Genomic DNA, 17131 nt, shown 5'->3' on the forward strand with positions numbered 1-17131 from the left:
GCGCCGCGCTCACAGCTCGGCGTACACCACCGTCGCGTCGTCGTGCGTCTTGCCGCGGCCCAGGAACGCCCGCTCCTCCCGGTCCGCCGACTCCAGCCCGCGCACCCGGTCCACCAGCGAGCGGGCGCCCTCCTTGGCGAGGAGGGCGAACAGGTCCGCCCAGTCGCCCTCCCGGAACCGCTCCGTCCAGCGGGCCGCGCCGTCCGACAGCGCCGCCAGCGCGCGGACCCGGCCGCGCGGGAGGGTGCCGGCGACCGCGCGGGCGGCGACCGAGGGGTCGGCGGCGGCCGTGAAGAAACCGCCCTCCCGGTTGCGGAGATTGGCGTCGACCAGCGCGTCGGTGGCCAGGGCGGAGCGGGGCAGCCGGGCCAGCCGGTCGTCCAGCACCGCGGTGACCGTGCCGTCGGGGGCCTGCAGGAGCAGTGCCGCGTCGGACAGCACCAGGTACTCCACCAGATCGGCGGACCAGCGGGTCAGGGCCACGGTTGCCTGCGGAGTGCGCGGGTGAGAAAGGTCACAGGTGCCCGCGTGGGCCCCGGCGGTCCGGGCGATACCCCGCGACAGGATCTCCGGCAGCGTCAGATCTCGGCCGGAAACAGCCAGTTCGGTCAGTGCGCCGCCGAGCCGTGAGGTGAACCAGGGGACGGAGTGTGTACAGCCTGTGGCGCCGCGCGGCGGTGTCACTCCGTCCAGCAAGATCACACAACCACCCTGACCGGAGGCGGGTAGTCCGACGCCCGCGAAGTCCTCGTTGGGGCGGTTCGCGTCGCCGGGTTCCGAGACGAGATCGGTTCGCATTCGGCCAGTCTGCACCAGCCCTTCACAGCCTCCGCCAAAGGCTGGCAACCATCGCCGAATTGCCACGGTCTCGCAGGTCAGGCGCCTGCTTTGGGAGAAAATGACTTACTCGGGCAACGCGTGGTGGCGAATACTGCCAAAGCCTGCCGCGCGCGTCCAACCGGCCCGCCGCGCCCGCGTGGCGCAAGCGCCGCCGGAACTTGCCCGCCAACTCCCCTCCGATGTTCACTCCTTCGAGTGGCGGGTCAGGTGATGCGCGACCCCTGCCCACCGGCGCTGGGAGGGTCGGGAACCGTATGAACCGGGTGTACGCACCACTTGGCCCCGAGACAACGGGGCGCCACCCGGGCCCTTGAGCAGACGAGTTCAGGAATGCGAGCACCGGTGCAGAAGAAGTGGCCTCGGCGCACAGGCAGGCAGACGGCTCCCGAAGGAGGCGTCGAACAGACCCCCGTGGGCACCGGCCGCCGCCGTCACGTGCGGACCCGGCTGATCGTGGCCGTGGCCGTGGTGGCCGCCGCCATCGCCGGGGCGGGAGCACCCTCGCTGCTCACCGCCTCCCAGGACGTCAGCGACTCCCAGGACCTGGTCACCCTGTCCGTCCGCACCCAGGACGCGCTCGCGCTCGCCCACTCGCTGGCCGACGAACGCGACGAGGTCACCTCCTACATAGCCGCGGGCCGCCCCAAGTCCAAGGCCCCCACCGAGCAGCGCAGCGCCCGCGTCGACCGGCAGGCCGAGGACCTGCGCGCCGACCCCGACACCCCGGCCGCCCTGCGCACCGCCCTCGACCGGATCGCCGCCGTCCGGCACGCCGCGCTCACCGGCAAGTCCGACGCGCTCGAGACCCACCAGGCGTACTCGGGAATCATCACGGAACTGCACCGGCTCGCCGGTGAACTGGCCGAGCGGATGCCGCCGCGGGCCGGCTCCGGCGGCCACGCGCTCGCCGAACTGGACTCCGCCACCCAGCAGTCCGCCGCCGCCCGGGGACTGCTGCTGGCCGCGCTCGGCATCCCGTCCACCACCCGGACGGTGATCGACCCCGCCACCGGCCTGCCCACCACGACCAGCGCGCCCACCGAGGACGGCCGCAAGCAGCGCGACGCGCTCACAGCCGCCGCCCAGCAGGCCCGGCTGCGCGCCGACGCGGCCCTCGCCGACTTCCGGGAGACCGCCCCCAAGGCGTCCGTCGCCTCCTACGACTCCACGGTCACCGGCCCCGAGGTCAACTCCGCCGACAAGTACCTGGCCACCCTCACCGACCAGCCCGCCCTCACCGGCAGCGAGCCCGCGACCAGCACCAGGAAGCTGGACGCGGCCCTGTCCGCCCGGGTGGACCTGATGCGGGGTGCCGAGTCGGCCCTCTACGACCACCGCACCAAGGACCTCGAAAAGCTCCGGGACGACGACGTCACCGCGCTGGAGATCCGCATCGCCGTCCTCGGCGCCCTGATGCTGCTCACCGTCGGCATCGCCACGGCCATGGCCCGCACCCTCACCCGCCCGCTGTCGGTGCTGCGCCGCGGCTCGGCCCGGCTGGCCGAGGCGGAGGACCCGGTCGGCCAGGAGCCGGTCGCCTTCACCGGCCGCAACGACGAGTTCGCCCAGGTCGTCCGCTCGGTCAACGCGCTGCACGCGCGCGCCGCCGTCCTGCAGGAGCGGGTGGCCACCCTGGAGGCCGACCGCAAGCACCTGGTCGGGCAGCGGCAGAAGATGGCCGACGCCCGCGAGGAACTGCGCGCCGAACTCGACGCCTCCGCCGCCCAGCTGGAGCGGCTGCGCACCAGCATCGGCGGCACCTTCGTCAGCCTCGCCCTGCGCACCCTCGGCCTGGTCGAGCGGCAACTGGCCGTGATCGAGGGCCTGGAGGAGCGCGAGCAGGACCCGGACCGGCTCGCCACCCTCTTCAAGCTCGACCACTTCGCCACGGTCATGCGCCGGCACAGCGAGAACCTGCTGGTCCTGGCCGGCACCGAGCACGTCCAGCAGTCCCACGGCCCGGTCCCGCTGGTGGACGTGGTCCGCGCGGCGGTCAGCGAGATCGAACGCTACGAGCGCGTCGGCATCGCCGCCCTGCCCCCGCACGCCCATGTGGTCGGCTTCGTCGCCGACGACCTCTCCCACCTGCTCGCCGAAGTCATGGAGAACGCGGCCTCGTTCTCCCCGCCGGACCTGCCCGTCGAGGTCTCCGGCTGGCTGCTGGAGTCCGGCGAGGTGATGCTGTCCGTCCAGGACGAGGGCATCGGCATGACCACCGACCGCCTGGACCGCCTCAACTCCCGCCTCGCCGCATTCGACCCCGAGTCGCCGTACGACCAGGAGGGCGACGACGGCCTCGGCCTCGGCCTGTACGTCGTGGCCCGCCTCGCCCACCGGCACGGCATCCGCGTGCAACTGCGCGAGCAGAAGCAGGGCGGGGTGGCGGCGGTCGTCGTCCTGCCCCGGACGCTGCTCGCCGAGGCCCCCGCGGCAGCGGCCCCGCGCCCGGCCACCCTCTCGGACACCCAGAGCTTCTCCCTCCCCGGCGCCAACGCCGAGGTCAACTCCAACGTCCTGCACGCCCGCACCAAGGACGCCGACCCCCTGGTCGCCCTCGCCGAGAAGGCGGCCCGGGAGGCCGAGGCCGGTCCGGCGGAGGACTCCGAGGTCCACGCGCGGGCAGAGGCGCGGGAGACGACCGCCGAAGAGACCATGACCCGGCCGAAGGAGCCCGCGGAGACCTTCGCCGAGACGACGATGGAGCTGCTGCTCCCGGAGGTCGCCACGCAGTCGGCGGCCGCCGACGGCGAGGACGCCCCACCGGTGCCGCCCGCACCCGACGACGAGAACCGCCCGGGCGGTGCGGGTGAAGACGAATCCGCCGATGCCGAAGGTGAGGCGCTCACCAGCAAGGGCCTCCCCAAGCGCACACCCAAGATCACCGCTCCCGCCGCCGACCAGCCCCGCCGGCGCGGCACGTCCGTCGACGCCGACGCCCTCCGCCGCAGGCTCGGCGGCTTCCGCCAGGGAGCGCAGGCCGGCTACCGGGACGTGGCGGCGGAGATCACAGAACGAACCGAAGACACCACGGGGGGCACCGTCGAGGAGGCAAGCAGTTGACCGCGCCCAGTACCTTCGGACTGAGCAGTGAGGCCCGCAACCTGCACTGGCTGCTGACCAACCTGGTCGAGGAGGTCCCCGGCATCCAGTCCGTCGCCGTGGTCTCCTCGGACGGCCTGCTGCTCCTGTCGTCCGACCCCGGCCACGCCGAGCAGTCCCGCAGGTCCCGCCCGGCGAAGGGCCCCAAGGGCTCCGCCGCCGACCTCGCGACCATCGTCTCCGGCATCGGCAGCCTCACCGTCGGCGCCGCCAAGCTGATGCAGTTCGGCGGGGTCAAGCACACGATGGTCGCGATGGAAGACGGCAGCCTGTTCGTGATGTCCATCAGCGACGGCTCGCTGCTCGGCGTGCACGGCTCCGCGGAGTGCGACATGAGCGTCGTGGCGTACCACATGGCGCTCTTCGTCGGCCGGGCCGGCCATGTCCTGACCCCCGAACTCCGCAGCGAGCTGCGCAAATCACTGGAAGCCGAGTCGACGGGGAGCGCCCGATGAACGGCACACCGAGGAAACTTCCCGTGCGCGGCGGCGAGCGCAAACCCGCCCGCGTCCGCCCCTACTCGCTCACCGGCGGGCGCACCCGCTTCGGCCACGTCCTCCTCGTGGAGACCTTCGTGGCCGCGCTGGAGGCCCCCGAGGAGCGCAAGGAACTGACGAATGGTTCCCTCGCCACCCGGGTCATGCCCGAGCTGCGGGCCATCGTCGAACTGTGCCGCCGTATGCGCACGGTGGCCGAGATCGCCGCGCTGCTGAAGATGCCGCTCGGCGTGGTCCGCGTGTTGCTGAGCGACCTCGCGGACCAGGGAAAGATCCGTGTGTACGGCACCGGAACCGGTCACGGCACCGGCCGCCCGGACCGCGCTCTGCTGGAAAGGGTGCTGAGTGGACTCCGCCGTCTCTGACGCCACGGGCGTCGCCCCCCTCGTCGCCGGGTTCAGCGAACCCGACGAGGACCTGAAGGCCTGGCAGCAGGACCGCACGCAGGCCCCGGTAGCCACGAAGATAGTGGTGGCGGGCGGCTTCGGCGTCGGCAAGACCACGCTGGTCACGGCCGTCTCGGAGATCACGCCGCTGCAGACCGAGGCCCTGATGACCGAGGCGAGCGAGGGCACCGACGACCTCACCGCCACACCGGGCAAGTCGACCACCACCGTGGCCATGGACTTCGGCCGCCTCACGCTCGACGACGACCTGGTGCTCTACCTGTTCGGCACGCCGGGCCAGCAGCGGTTCTGGTTCATGTGGGACGACCTGGTACGCGGCGCGATAGGCGCCGTCGTGCTGGCCGACACCCGCCGCCTGAAGGACTGTTTCCCCGCACTGGACTACTTCGAGAGCTGCGGACTGCCGTACGTCGTCGCGGTCAACCACTTCGACGACAGCGAGCTGTTCGAGCCGGATGACGTACGCGAGGCGCTGACCATACCCGCGCACATCCCTGTCATGATCATGGACGCGCGGCGCCGGATCTCGGCGATCGAGACCCTTCTGGCCCTCGTGGGCCACGCGCTGGACGAAACCCCCGAGTAGTCCCGACCTAGGAGCACCACCCGCATGCGGAAGATACTCGTCGTCGGAGCCGGCCAGTCCGGACTCCAGCTCGCCCTCGGCCTGCAGTCGCACGGTTACGAGGTCACCCTGATGTCGAACCGGACCGCGGACGAGATCCGCTCCGGCCGGGTCATGTCGACGCAGTGCATGTTCGACACGGCCCTGGGACACGAGCGCGACCTCCAGCTCAACTTCTGGGAGTCCCAGGCTCCGAAGATCGAGGGCCTCGGCGTCTCGGTGGCGGCCCCCGGCTCCTTCGACCCGGGCCCCTCCCAGCGCGCGATCGACTGGGTGGGCAAGCTGAACGGGTACGCGCAGTCCGTCGACCAGCGGGTGAAGATGGCCGGCTGGATGGAGACCTTCGCCCAGCGCGGCGGTCAGCTCGTCATCCACGGCGCGGCCGTCGGCGACCTCGACTACTTCTCCCGCACCTACGACCTCGTGCTGGTCTCCGCCGGCAAGGGCGAGCTGGTGTCGATGTTCGGCCGCGACCCCGAGCGCTCCCCGTACAGCGAGCCGCAGCGCGCCCTCGCGGTGGCCTACGTGCACGGACTCGGCCCGCGCCCGGAGCACCCGGACTTCGACGCGGTCCGCTGCAACCTCGTCCCCGGGGTCGGCGAGCTGTTCATCATGCCGACCCTCACCACCTCGGGCCGCGCCGACATCCTGTTCTGGGAGGGCGTCCCCGGCGGCCCGCTGGACGTCTTCAACGGCGTCAAGGACCCGGCCGAGCACCTCTCCCTGACCCTCAAGCTCATGGAGAAGTTCACGCCCTGGGAGTACGCGCGGGCGACGAAGGCCGAGCTGACGGACGCGGGCGGCACCCTGGCCGGCCGCTACGCCCCGACCGTGCGCAACCCCGTCGGGCGCCTCCCCTCGGGCGGTCTGGTCCTGGGCGTCGCCGACGTGGTCGTGGCCAACGACCCGATCACCGGGCAGGGGTCCAACTCCGCGTCCAAGTGCGCCGCCGCGTACCTCGCCTCGATCCTCGAACAGGGCGACAAGCCGTTCGACGAGGACTGGATGCGCGCCACCTTCGACCGTTACTGGGCCACGGCCCAGCACGTCACCAAGTGGACGAACGCCATGCTGGCGCCGCCGCCGGAGCACATCCTGAACCTCATCGGCGCGGCCGGCCAGCTCCAGCCGGTCGCCGACCGGTTCGCCAACGCGTTCAACGACCCGGCCGACTTCGAGAACTTCTTCTACGAGCCCGAGAAGACGGCCGCCTACCTGGCCTCGGTCGCCGGAGCATGACGGGCCTCTGACCTGGGATCCGGCCGTCGTCGTCTGTCGTCGTCGGCCACCCTCGGACGGCCCGCTGACGGCCCCGGCTCACCGGGGCCGTCTCTGGTTGGTCGGCGGTGTCTCACGAGCCCAGTCGAAAGGCATCGGCGCGCCCTGCGGGATCACCCACGGGTGGCGATAGCGAGCCTTGCAACCGGTGCAGCGCGCGACGAACGGACCGGCCTCCGGGTTCGTGAGAACGCTGTAGTGGCTGGAGGGCTGAGCCGGGAGTGTGTACCCGTTCGCCGCCGTCTCCAGGCCGGGCCACTGCGGCGAGCATCGGCATGGGCGCTCCACCGCGAACGGCTCGCCGTCAGGAGTCTTGGCCGTGCTCCTGAAGAGCTTGGCGAAGTTCTCGCGTATCGACACGGCGGCGGCCTCCCCTTCGCTGCGCCCGTCTCTTGGGCTCCCAGACAGTATCCGGGGCCGGCGGAGTCAGAGAGTCATGAACGGTGAGTGCTCGGCGAGAAGGAGCTTGCGTAGCGTCGAGCGAATGCGTGACAGGACGCGACGACGTGGCGATGCGGGTGCGGGCATGGCTCCCCCGGGAGTAAGGTACGCACAGTCGCGTACCTCCAGGAAGGTACGCGCCCTTGCGTACCTTGTCGAGAGGTGGAGTGATGGACGCTGGTGAGTTGGTGCACCCTGGCGTCGAGGAGCTGGAGGTGGGTCCCATCCTTCTGGCGCTTGCGGACGAGAACCGCCGTCGGGTCGTAGCCGAACTGTCCGCACGACCCGACGATGAGCGGCTCTGCGCCTCGTTCGACCTGCCGCTGAGCAAATCCAGTCGCACACGGCATTGGCGAGTGCTGCGTGAGGCAGGCCTGGTCTACCAGCGCAACGCTGGAAACGGGCTGTACATGCGCCTGCGCAAGGAGGACTTGGAGCGCCGGTTCCCGGGCCTGATCCAAGCCGTTGTAGCTGCTGGCTAGATCCCCCTCCCAGCCGGCGCTCCCTCACATCGGGAAGCGCCCGCTCGGATCGTTCGAGGCCCGAGAAGACGGCCGCCTACCTGGCCTCGGTCGCCTGGTCCCGCGGGGGATCGTCCGGGCGTACGGCACCCAGGACCGGGGCGGACGCCAGCGGGGAGACCTCGATCCGCCGGCCGGGCCTCGGTGCCTGCACGACCCGGCCGCCCCCGACGTACAACGCCACATGGGTCGCCCCGGGGAAGTAGACGACCAGGTCACCGGGGCGCAGCCCGTTCAGCGGGACCTTCCGCAGCCGGGCCCACTGCTCCTGGCTGGTGCGCGGGATCGGGGTGCCGGCGTGGTCCCAGGCCTGCGAGGTGAGTCCCGAGCAGTCGTACGACGCCGGGCCCTGCGCTCCCCACTGGTACGGCTTGCCGACCTGGGACAGGGCGTAGCGGACGGCCCGGTCGCCCTCGTCGGACGGCGGCTTGTCGTCGCCGAGGGCGCCGGAGGTCGTGAGCCGCTGCTGGGCCTCGGCGACCCCGGTCCGCTCCAGCGCGGCCACCGAGGCAAGCTGCTGCGGGGTCAGTGAGGCGAGGAGCCGCTCGACGTCGCCGAGCCTGGCCGTGACGTCGTCGCGCTGCTTGCGCTGCTTCCCGGTGAGGGTGAGCTGCTCGTCCAGGGCCTTGCGGGCCGCCCTGGCGAGCGCGTTCCGCTTCCGCTCGGTGCCGGTGAGCCGGTCCACCGTCTCGGCGCGCTCGTGGGCGAGCCGGCCGATGACATGGCCCTCGTCCAGCGCGTGCTGCGGGTCGCGGGCGAGCAGCAGACGGACGTAGGGGGAGAGGTCGCTGCTGTTCTGGTACTGCTGCCGGGCCAGGCGCCCGGCGTCGCTTCTGCCGCCCTGCAGCGCGAGCCGGGCGCGGGCCAGTTCGCCGTCGAGGCGGGTCACCTCGGCGCGCTGCCGCTTCAGCCGCTCCGCGGTCGCGTTGTAGGACTCGGTGGCCTCCTCCGTCTGCCGGTACACCCGCTGAAGGTCCGTCAGCAGTTGGGAGACGGACCGTGGCGGTGCGGGTTCGGCCACCGCTGGCACAGGCGCGAGGACGGCCTGGGCCGCCACCGCGGCCGTACAGGCCAGGCGCAGGAACACTGCTGACACGTCATCACCTCCGGTACGGGGCGGACGGTCCCTCCGTCCGCATCCGCACGGTGATATTCAGACGTGTTCATGGGCTTGTGTGCCGATTGTGGGCGAGACGGCCCAACGCTCTCACCCGGTCGTGTCATCCGGCTTGCGGGACTGCGCGCTGTCCGGCTTGGACCACGGCCACCTGAGCCGCTCACCGGCCCCGCCCTCCGGGTCGTACCGGTACTTCCAGCCCCGCACCAGACCGAGCCGTTTGCTGTGCCCCCTCGGCACGCGCCGGTAGACGTGCACGGTGGGCGGGCCGCCGGCCGCGTCCGGCACCGGAACGCTGTACGTCTTCGGGGGATGGCCGGTCAGGCCCAGCAGCACCGGCAGCACGCGCCCGTCCAGGGGCCCGCCCTCGAACGGGGTGTCCTCACTCTTCACGGGTCGGTTCCTCAGCCTTCCTCGGCGAGCGCGCCGACCACGCCCGCCGTCTGCGGGTCACGCCCGGCGGTCACGGTCAGGACGGCCACGAACTGCTCGACCAGCCAGTCGCGCAGCTCCTCGACCGGCGGCTGCTTGTCCTCGTCCAGCCAGATCAACGAGGCCGCCTCCACCGCCGTGATCCACGTCCGGACCGTCATGCGCAGACGCGGCCCCGGCGTGGATACGCCGAGGTGGCTGTAGATGTGCTCGGCCGCGGCCCGCCGCACGCCGTCCACGATGGCCGTCGTGCGGGAGGTCTCCACCACGCTGCCGCCCTGCAGCAGTGCGCTGAAGCCGGTGTCGTGCAGGTCGACGAAGGCCAGATAGCGGTCGAGCGCGCGGGACAGGCGGGGCAGCAGGGGACCGAGCCGGGGCTCGTCGAAGCACTGCTGGAGCTCCTCGCCGGCCGACCTGAGCGCGGCCTCGTAGAGCTGCTGCTTTCCGCCGGGGAAGTACCGGTACACCAGCGGGCGGGAGACCCCGGCCGCCTCGGCCACGTCGTCCAGCGACACGTCCTCCGGCGCACGGTGTGCGAAGAGCGAGAGCGCGGCGTCGAGGAGCTGACTGCGCCGCTCCTCGACACTGAGACGGCGATAGGCGGGGGTGGCGGCCTGCGGGGTCATGCCAAGCAGCGTAATCGGACCGTGAAGAAGCCGCGCAGGCACGGCCACACCCGGCCGTGCCCGCACCCCGCGCGCGAGCGGGCGCGGCCCGCCCCGGCGCCCGCTTCCCGCCTAGGCCAGCAGCCCCGACGACTTCCACAGCCGCCGGCCCACGCCCCGCAGCACGCCGATGTCGTCGAGGCTGTGTCGATGTGCGGCTCCGCCGCGTGGCGGTGAGCCGCTTCGCGGTCGGTCCCGGGCGGGGAGGGCTGCCGGGGCGGCGGGTCGCGACTTCGGCACTTCGGCCTTGGACCCCCGACGACTGCCCGGTCGCTCAGACGTCAGGCCAGCAGCCCGGACGACTTCCACAGCCGCCGGCCCACGCCCCGCAGCACGCCGATGTCGTCGAGGCTGTGTCGATGTGCGGCTCCGCCGCGTGGGGGTGAGCCGCTTCGCGGTCGGTCCCGGGCGGGGAGGGCTGCCGGGGCGGCGGGTCGCGACTTCGGCACTTCGGCCTTGGACCCCCGACGACTGCCCGGTCGCTCAGACGTCAGGCCAGCAGCCCCGACGACTTCCACAGCCGCCGGCCCACGCCCCGCAGCACGCCGATGTCGTCGAGGCTGTGTCGATGTGCGGCTCCGCCGCGTGGCGGTGAGCCGCTTCGCGGTCGGTCCCGGGCGGGGAGGGCTGCCGGGGCGGCAGGTCGCGACTTCGGCACTTCGGCCTTGGACCCCCGACGACTGCCCGGTCGCTCAGACGTCAGGCCAGCAGCCCGGACGACTTCCACAGCCGCCGGCCCACGCCCCGCAGCACGCCGATGTCGTCGAGGAAGTCGGTGAGCCGCTTGGCGCCGGTCTGCATGACCTCCCGCCGGTGCCCGCTCGCCTTCACCTGCGCCATCGCCTCCCGCTTGTCCAGTCCCACGTTCGTGTAGACCTCGGGGTTGATGAACGCCACCGAGAACACCCGCGCGAACTCGCCGGACGTGACCCGGGTGAACTCCTGCGACCACTTCGGCGCCGTCAGCATCTGGCGCCTCAGCTCCTCACGCGCGTACCGCACGTGCCGGGCCTCCTCCACCACGTGGATGCGCGTGACGCCCCGGATCAGCGGCTGCACCCGCTCGTCCGGGAAGGTCAGCCGCTGCATCCAGTCCAGCACCTCCTCGCCGAGCAGCGTGGCCGTGAAGGAGCCGGGCGTGGTGGAGACGGTCTTGAACAGCCGGCCCAGGTTCTGGTGGGCCCGGCTCACCGGGTACCAGGGCGTGTCGCCGTGCGAGATCAGCCGCGCGAACATCTTCGAGTGCCGGCACTCGTCCTCGATCTCGGTGAGGGCGTACCGCACGTGCGCGCTCGTCGCCGCCTTGTCGTAGATGTGCCGGACGAGGAGCTGCATAAGGATCAGCTCGAACCAGATGCCGAGCGAGGCCAGCGCCGCGGCCTCGTGCTGGGAGAGCAGGATCCGCTGCTCCTCGCTCATCCGCCGCCACATCGGGGTGCCGTACAGCGAGACGAGCTCCGGCGGCCAGAACCACTTGCCCTCCTCGAAGGGCGCGTCCCAGTCCAGCTCCTTGTCCGGGTCGAAGGAGTGCTTGGCGGAAGAGACGAGCAGCCGTTCGGCCACCTGTTCACGGTCCTTGAGCAGGCCGAGCGCGTCGCGCAGTCCGTCCAGCGCGTCCGCTTCCGTCAGGGTCGTCATGGCTCCCTCACCTCGTTACCCGGGGGTAGTTCCGCTTCTTATGAGACTGCCTGTCAGCAAGCCCGTCAATCCCCCGCGCATGACTTGTTGACTCGGCGTCTACGTGTGAGCCTGCGAAGTATGCCGACGCATGACCTGTACACCAACGAGCCGGGAGACTCCCCCTGGCAGGTGCCCGCGAGCGGGGCGGCCAGGTTCAGCTGGGAGTACGACGAGGGCCGTGACCGCCTGCTCGCCCTGTACCAGAAGGGCAAGGACAAGCAGTGGGACGGGCAGCGGCGCATCGACTGGGAACTGGAGGTCGATCCGTACGACCCGCTCGGCACCCCCGAGGAGGCGATGTCCCTGTACGGCACCCCTCACTGGGCCAAGCTCACCGACCGGGACAAGGGCGAACTGCGCAAGCACTACGCCTCCTGGCAGTTCAGCCAGTTCCTGCACGGCGAGCAGGGCGCGATGATCTGCGCGGCGCGGATCGTGGAGTCCGTGCCCGACATGGACGCCAAGTTCTACTCGGCGACCCAGACCATGGACGAGGCCCGGCACGCCGAGATCTACGGCCGCTTCCTGCACGAGAAGATCGGGATGCTCTACCCGATCAACGACAACCTCCAGTCCCTGCTCGGCGACACTCTCCGCGACAGCCGCTGGGACATGCCCTACCTCGGTATGCAGGTCCTGATCGAAGGGCTGGCGCTCGCCGCCTTCGGCATGATCCGGGACACCACGAACAAGCCGCTGCCCAAGCAGATCCTCGCCTACGTCATGCAGGACGAGGCCCGGCACGTGGCCTTCGGCCGCATGGCCCTGCGGGACTACTACAAGCAGCTCACCGACGCCGAACTGCGCGAACGCGAGGAGTTCGTCATCGAGGGCTGCTATCTGATGCGGGACCGGCTGCGCGGCGTCGAGGTGCTGGAGAACTTCGGCATCCCGCGCGCCGAGGCCGAGCGGATCAGCGAGGACTCCGAGTTCCTCCAGCTCTTCCGCAAACTGCTGTTCAGCCGCATCGTGCCCTGCGTGAAGGACATCGGCCTGTGGGGCAGGCGGCTCCAGCAGGCCTATGTCGACATGGGCGTCCTCGAGATGGGCGACTCGAGCCTGGACCTGCTGATGGCGCAGGACGAGGAGATCGCCGAGCGGCTGGACGCCGAGCGCTTCGCCGCGGAGGAGCGGGAGCGGGTGGCCGAGGTGGGGGAGGCGATCGAGACGGGGGCGGCCGAGGCCTGAGCCCCACCTCCTGTGCAGTACGGTTCTGGCGTGTCCATGCCTCCGCCGCCTCAGCAGCCGCAGTACCCGTACGGTCAGCAGCCCCCGGGGCCTTACGGGCAGCAGCCTCCGGGGCCCTACGGCCAGCAGGCTCCGCCGGCCCCGGGCCCTTACGGCCCCCCGTACCCGCAGCAGCAGCCGTACCCTCCCCAGCCCCACCCCCAGCAGCCGTACCCCGCCTGGGGTGTGCCGCCGATGGGTCCGCCCCCGAAGAAGCGCGGGGCCGGTCTGGCGCTGGGGATCGTGGGCGGGGTCATCGGTCTGGTCGTGCTCGGCTCCGTCGGCGTCGGGACGGTGCTCCAGACCGGCTTTCCCGCCGCCGAGCACGAACTGGCCCTGCCCCACAAGCTGCTGGACGAGAAGTACGAACTCGCCGAGGACCTCTCCGACACCGAGGGGCAGAAGGTCGAGGACGAGGCCGACGGCGCCTGGGACGCCAAGGACATCAACGCCGTGGTCGGCCGCTACAGCCCGGGCGGCGACGACACCAAGGGCATGCTGCTGGTCTCCGGCATGTACGGCCGGTTCAAGAACGAGTCCGACGTCCGGAGCGGCATGCTCAAGGGCGCCGGCGGGGCCGACGGCGTGACGGTGGCCGAGCCCGCGCGGGACGTCACCCCGGCGGGCGCGGACGTCACCGTCTCCTGCGAGGTGCTCACCCAGAAGCAGGCCCTGGTGACGATCACCTACCCGGTCTGCACCTGGGCGGACGGCAACACGGCGGCCGTGGTGGGCGAGGTCGACCTGCAGCGGAAGGACTCCGCCGACATCGACCTCGACACCGCCGCGCGCAACACCCTGAAGATCCGCTCCGAGATGATCAGGCCGATCGGCTGACCGCCACCCCCTCCTGCGCGGGGAACGAGGTCCGCAGCGTGAAGGCGTACGGCGTCGGGCCGTGCGCCCTCAGGTGCAGCAGCCGCTCCTCCGCCTCCGCGACATCGGGCCGGTGCCCCGCCGGCACCCACCACAGGGCGGTCACCGCGTCCCCGGGACGCTCGAACCATTCGCGGCGCCGGGCCAGCAACTCCCGGTGCCGCCCTCGGTACATGAACGCGGTGAGCGCGTCGATGTCCCGCCACACCGACATGTTGACGATCAGCCAGGCGTCCCCGAGGAAGGGGATGTCGGTCGCGTTGCCGGAGTCGCTCTGCAGCCGCCAGACGAAGCCGTCCGAGGCGTCCGCCACGGCGTTCACCGGGTCGAGACCGTCGACGAAGGCCTTCAACCGGGGTGAGTCCAGCGGGTACTTGAGGCGGGCGATGTTCACCTGGGCGAGGTGGTGCACGGTCTCCGAATCCGTCATGACCGGACGTTAGGTCGGCCGGTGGCGCTCCCGGTACCCCCGTCTCACAGGCCGAGAACCGCCCGCATCACGTCCTTCGCGATCGGTGCCGCGTCCCCGCCGCCGCTGATCTCCCCCCGGTCCGCCGAGGCGTTCTCGACCACCACCGCGACCGCGACCTTCGGCTCCAGGTCGTCGTCGGCCTGCGCCCAGGAGACGAACCAGGCGTACGGCACACCGGCGTTGCCGAGGCCGTGCTGGGCGGTGCCGGTCTTGCCGCCGACCGCGGCGCCGGGAATGGCCGCGTTGGTGCCGGTGCCCTCCCGGACCACGTCGGTCATCAGCTCCTTCAGCCGCGCGGCCGTCGACGGGCGCATCACCTGCCGGTCCGGCCGCATCCCACCGCCCGTGAGCGTCTCACCGCCCCGGCGCGTGGTCGACTCCACCAGATACGGCGTCCGCAGCCGGCCTCCGTTGGCGACGGCCGCCGCCACCATCGCCATCTGCAGCGGGGTCGCCCGGGTGTTGTACTGCCCGATCGAGGACAGTGCCAGTTGCGCCTTGTCCACACGGGTGTCGAAGGTGCTGGGGGAGACGGCGAAGGGGACGCGCAGCCGGGTGTCGTTGAAGCCGAACGCCTGCGCGGTGGCCGACATGCCCGGCACCCCGACGTCCACGCCCAGCTTGGCGAACACCGTATTGCACGACCACTCGAACGCCTCCCGCAACGAGGCGTCCTTGCAGCCGTCGCCCTCGTTGGTCAGCCGGGTCCTGGTGCCGGGCAGCCGATAGGGGTCGGGGGAGCGGGTGAGCGCGTCCAGGTCCCTGACCACCCCCGCGTCCAGCGCCGCCGCCGCGGTGACCACCTTGAACGTCGACCCGGGCGGATAGGTCTGCCGCACCGCCCGGTTGAGCATCGGCTTCTCCGGGTCGTGGTCGAGCCGGGCCCACGCCGAGGCCGCCGCCTCACTGTTTCCGGACAGCTCGGCGGGGTCGTACGACGGCGTCGACACCAGTGCCAGGACGCGGCCCGTGGCCGGCTCGATCGCGGCCACCGCGCCCTTGCGCCCGTGCAGTCCGTCGTACGCCGCCCGCTGCGCCTCCCGGTCGAGGGTGGTGACGACGTTGCCGCCCGGACTGGCGCCCCGCGTCACGTCGTTCCACAGCGGCAGCGGCGCCAGCATCGGGTCGGCGCCGGAGAGCACCCCGTCCTCGGCGTCCTCCAGGAACGTGGTGCCGTAGAGCTGCGAGGCGTGCCCGGTGACCGGGGCGTACAACGGGCCGTCGCGGTAGGTGCGTTCGTAGCGCAGTTGCTCACCGGTGTCGGTGGAGCCGGTGACCGGCTCGCCGCCGACCAGGATGTCACCGCGCGGCTGCTGGTAACGGGCGATCGTGGCACGGCGGTTGGCCGGGTTGGCCTCGTAGGAACCCGCCTGGATCACCTGCACCCGGGCGGCGTTGACCAGCAGCGCCGTCAGCAGCAGGGCGCAGAACCCGGAGGCGTGCCGGATGTACCTGGTCATGGACCGCCCACCGCCGTACTCGGTCACGACGTCTCCTGCTCTTCGTGTCCGGTCACGACGCCTCCTGGCCGTCGTACTGGCTGCGGGCCGAGTCGCTGACCCGGATCAGCAGCGCCACGATCGCCCAGTTGGTGACGACCGAGGAGCCGCCCTGGGCGAGGAACGGCATCGCCATGCCGGTCAGCGGGATCAACCCGGTGACCCCGCCCGCGATCACGAACACCTGCAGCGCCAGGATCGAGGCCAGCCCGACCGCGAGGAGCCGCCCGAACGGCTCGCGCAGGGCGAGACCGGCCCGGTAGCCGCGCTCCACGAGCAGGGCGTACAGCAGGAAGATCGCCGCGAGGCCGGCGAGGCCCAGCTCCTCCCCGGCCGTCGCCAGGATGAAGTCCGACTTGACGGCGAAGCCGATGAGCACGGAGTGGCCGAGCCCCAGCCCGGTGCCGAGGACCCCGCCCGCCGCGAAGGCGAACAGGGACTGCGAGAGCTGGTTGGGCCCCTGCCCGGCCTCGATGGTGGCGAACGGGTGCAGCCAGTCCTGGATCCGGCCGCCCACATGCGGTTCGAGCCGGCCGACGGCGACCGCGCCGAGCACGGCGAGCAGCAGGCCCACCGCGATCCAGCCGGTGCGGCCGGTGGCGACGTACAGCAGGACGACGAACAGACCGAAGAAGAGCAGCGAGGTACCGAGGTCCCGCTCCAGGATCAGCACGCCGACGCTCAGCAGCCAGATCGCCACGATCGGGCCGAGCACCCGCCCGGTCGGGAACTGCATCCGCCACAGCCGCCGGCCCGTGAAGGCGAGCGCGTTGCGGTTGGCGGCCAGATAGGCGGCGAAGAACACCGCGAGCAGCACCTTCGCGAACTCGCCCGGCTGGATGGAGAATCCGCCGATCCTGATCCAGATGCGCGCGCCGTTCACCGCGGGGAAGAGGATCGGCAGCAGCAGCGCGACGAGGGCGGCGACCACGCACACGTAGGAGTACCGCTGCAGCACCCGGTGGTCGCGCAGCATCAGCACGACGAGGATGAACAGCCCCACCCCGAGCGTCGACCACACCAGTTGGGCCGGTGCCGCCCGGTCGCCCGGGGTCTCCAGGTCCAGCCGGTAGATCAGCACCAGGCCCAGCCCGTTGAGCAGCACACCGATGGGCAGCGGGAGCGGATCGGCGTACGGCGCCCGCTTGCGGACCACGAAGTGCGCGAACAGGGCGAGCACGCAGAGCCCGGCACCGTAGCCGGCGGCCCCCGGCGGGACGGTGCCGCTCCTGGCCAGACCGACCGCGCAGTAGCCGTACACGGACAGCAGGACGGCCAGCACGATCAGCGCGAGCTCGACGCCACGGCGCCGGGGCAGGCGTACGCCGTGCGCGGATGCCCGCGGCTCGGCCACGGCGGTTCCGGCCTTGGTCATGTCCGGAACTTACCCAAACAGGACAGTCCGGCTGGGCAGGCGCCCCGGGCCGCGGAGCGCCCCAGGGGCGCGGGGCCGTG

16 protein-coding genes are annotated in these 17131 nt (G+C 71.7%); 8 read left to right on the forward strand and 8 right to left on the reverse strand.

The features are described from left to right. Positions 1-9: 9 nt before the first annotated feature. Positions 10-798, reverse strand: coding sequence for a hypothetical protein (locus tag ACFVVO_RS03950; protein WP_390051427.1), 789 nt, complete (start codon positions 796-798; stop codon positions 10-12). 384 nt (positions 799-1182) lie between these two features. Between ACFVVO_RS03950 and ACFVVO_RS03955 the strand changes: the two genes are divergently transcribed. The 6 genes from ACFVVO_RS03955 to ACFVVO_RS03980 all read left to right on the forward strand — a co-directional run bounded on the left by ACFVVO_RS03955 (position 1183) and on the right by ACFVVO_RS03980 (position 7669). Continuing rightward, complete coding sequence (locus tag ACFVVO_RS03955; protein ID WP_390051429.1) at positions 1183-3900, forward strand: nitrate- and nitrite sensing domain-containing protein; 2718 nt, start codon at positions 1183-1185, stop codon at positions 3898-3900. Further along, positions 3897-4394, forward strand: a complete 498-nt coding sequence (locus ACFVVO_RS03960; protein WP_390051431.1) for a roadblock/LC7 domain-containing protein — start codon at positions 3897-3899, stop codon at positions 4392-4394. Before ACFVVO_RS03955 ends, ACFVVO_RS03960 begins: the two co-directional genes overlap by 4 nt. Beyond that, positions 4391-4801, forward strand: a complete 411-nt coding sequence (locus ACFVVO_RS03965) for a DUF742 domain-containing protein (protein ID WP_390051433.1) — start codon at positions 4391-4393, stop codon at positions 4799-4801. Before ACFVVO_RS03960 ends, ACFVVO_RS03965 begins: the two co-directional genes overlap by 4 nt. Then, entirely contained in the window at positions 4782-5429 is a 648-nt protein-coding gene (locus ACFVVO_RS03970) for an ATP/GTP-binding protein (RefSeq protein WP_390051435.1), read from the forward strand. The genes ACFVVO_RS03965 and ACFVVO_RS03970 overlap by 20 nt, the downstream gene beginning before the upstream one ends. Before the next feature lie 24 nt (positions 5430-5453). Continuing rightward, entirely contained in the window at positions 5454-6707 is a 1254-nt protein-coding gene (locus tag ACFVVO_RS03975) for a styrene monooxygenase/indole monooxygenase family protein (RefSeq protein ID WP_390051437.1), read from the forward strand. A gap of 650 nt (positions 6708-7357) precedes the next feature. Next, a complete protein-coding gene (locus ACFVVO_RS03980; RefSeq protein ID WP_390051439.1) occupies positions 7358-7669 on the forward strand; it encodes an ArsR/SmtB family transcription factor in 312 nt (103 codons plus the stop codon). Between the two features lie 76 nt (positions 7670-7745). Here ACFVVO_RS03980 and ACFVVO_RS03985 read toward each other — a convergent pair whose 3' ends face one another. From ACFVVO_RS03985 to ACFVVO_RS04000, 4 genes are all read right to left on the reverse strand, one after another. Further along, positions 7746-8804, reverse strand: coding sequence for an NlpC/P60 family protein (locus ACFVVO_RS03985; RefSeq protein ID WP_390051441.1), 1059 nt, complete (start codon positions 8802-8804; stop codon positions 7746-7748). A gap of 111 nt (positions 8805-8915) precedes the next feature. Then, positions 8916-9218 (reverse strand): hypothetical protein, encoded by a 303-nt coding sequence (locus tag ACFVVO_RS03990; protein WP_390051443.1) that lies wholly within the window; start codon positions 9216-9218, stop codon positions 8916-8918. An 11-nt stretch (positions 9219-9229) separates the two neighbouring features. Continuing rightward, entirely contained in the window at positions 9230-9883 is a 654-nt protein-coding gene (locus ACFVVO_RS03995; protein WP_390051445.1) for a TetR/AcrR family transcriptional regulator, read from the reverse strand. A gap of 738 nt (positions 9884-10621) precedes the next feature. Beyond that, positions 10622-11560: a diiron oxygenase gene (locus ACFVVO_RS04000; RefSeq protein ID WP_390051447.1), complete on the reverse strand. Its 939-nt coding sequence runs from the start codon at positions 11558-11560 to the stop codon at positions 10622-10624. Positions 11561-11680: 120 nt separating this feature from the next. Here ACFVVO_RS04000 and ACFVVO_RS04005 point away from each other — a divergent pair, with 120 nt between their 5' ends. Further along, positions 11681-12790, forward strand: a complete 1110-nt coding sequence (locus tag ACFVVO_RS04005) for a ferritin-like domain-containing protein (protein ID WP_390051448.1) — start codon at positions 11681-11683, stop codon at positions 12788-12790. Positions 12791-13024: 234 nt separating this feature from the next. Next, positions 13025-13666 carry a hypothetical protein gene (locus tag ACFVVO_RS04010; protein ID WP_390051449.1) on the forward strand — a complete coding sequence of 214 codons (642 nt, stop codon included), beginning with the start codon at positions 13025-13027 and terminating at the stop codon, positions 13664-13666. On the opposite strand, the gene ACFVVO_RS04015 is transcribed toward ACFVVO_RS04010, so the two are convergent. Genes ACFVVO_RS04015 through ACFVVO_RS04025 form a run of 3 tightly spaced genes read right to left on the reverse strand, consistent with a single transcriptional unit; the run spans position 13650 to position 17051 of the window. Next, positions 13650-14135 (reverse strand): DUF3291 domain-containing protein, encoded by a 486-nt coding sequence (locus tag ACFVVO_RS04015; protein WP_390051451.1) that lies wholly within the window; start codon positions 14133-14135, stop codon positions 13650-13652. The genes ACFVVO_RS04010 and ACFVVO_RS04015 overlap by 17 nt on opposite strands. Before the next feature lie 44 nt (positions 14136-14179). Continuing rightward, positions 14180-15637 carry a penicillin-binding transpeptidase domain-containing protein gene (locus ACFVVO_RS04020; RefSeq protein WP_390051453.1) on the reverse strand — a complete coding sequence of 486 codons (1458 nt, stop codon included), beginning with the start codon at positions 15635-15637 and terminating at the stop codon, positions 14180-14182. A 52-nt stretch (positions 15638-15689) separates the two neighbouring features. Continuing rightward, on the reverse strand, positions 15690-17051 hold the full coding sequence (locus ACFVVO_RS04025; protein ID WP_390051455.1) for an FtsW/RodA/SpoVE family cell cycle protein: 1362 nt from the start codon (positions 17049-17051) through the stop codon (positions 15690-15692). Between the last annotated feature and the right edge of the window lie 80 nt (positions 17052-17131).

The sequence above is a fragment of the Streptomyces sp. NPDC058145 genome (genome assembly GCF_042884245.1).
Classification (GTDB): Bacteria; Actinomycetota; Actinomycetes; order Streptomycetales; family Streptomycetaceae; genus Streptomyces.

Coding starts and splice junctions, on each gene's coding strand:
- ACFVVO_RS03950 (WP_390051427.1), bottom strand. CDS start 798: ATGCGAACCGATCTCGTCTCGGAACCCGGCGACGCGAACCGCCCCAAC.
- ACFVVO_RS03965 (WP_390051433.1), top strand. CDS start 4,391: ATGAACGGCACACCGAGGAAACTTCCCGTGCGCGGCGGCGAGCGCAAA.
- ACFVVO_RS03975 (WP_390051437.1), top strand. CDS start 5,454: ATGCGGAAGATACTCGTCGTCGGAGCCGGCCAGTCCGGACTCCAGCTC.
- ACFVVO_RS03980 (WP_390051439.1), top strand. CDS start 7,358: ATGGACGCTGGTGAGTTGGTGCACCCTGGCGTCGAGGAGCTGGAGGTG.
- ACFVVO_RS03995 (WP_390051445.1), bottom strand. CDS start 9,883: ATGACCCCGCAGGCCGCCACCCCCGCCTATCGCCGTCTCAGTGTCGAG.
- ACFVVO_RS04000 (WP_390051447.1), bottom strand. CDS start 11,560: ATGACGACCCTGACGGAAGCGGACGCGCTGGACGGACTGCGCGACGCG.
- ACFVVO_RS04005 (WP_390051448.1), top strand. CDS start 11,681: ATGCCGACGCATGACCTGTACACCAACGAGCCGGGAGACTCCCCCTGG.
- ACFVVO_RS04010 (WP_390051449.1), top strand. CDS start 13,025: ATGGGTCCGCCCCCGAAGAAGCGCGGGGCCGGTCTGGCGCTGGGGATC.
- ACFVVO_RS04015 (WP_390051451.1), bottom strand. CDS start 14,135: ATGACGGATTCGGAGACCGTGCACCACCTCGCCCAGGTGAACATCGCC.
- ACFVVO_RS04020 (WP_390051453.1), bottom strand. CDS start 15,637: ATGACCAGGTACATCCGGCACGCCTCCGGGTTCTGCGCCCTGCTGCTG.
- ACFVVO_RS04025 (WP_390051455.1), bottom strand. CDS start 17,051: ATGACCAAGGCCGGAACCGCCGTGGCCGAGCCGCGGGCATCCGCGCAC.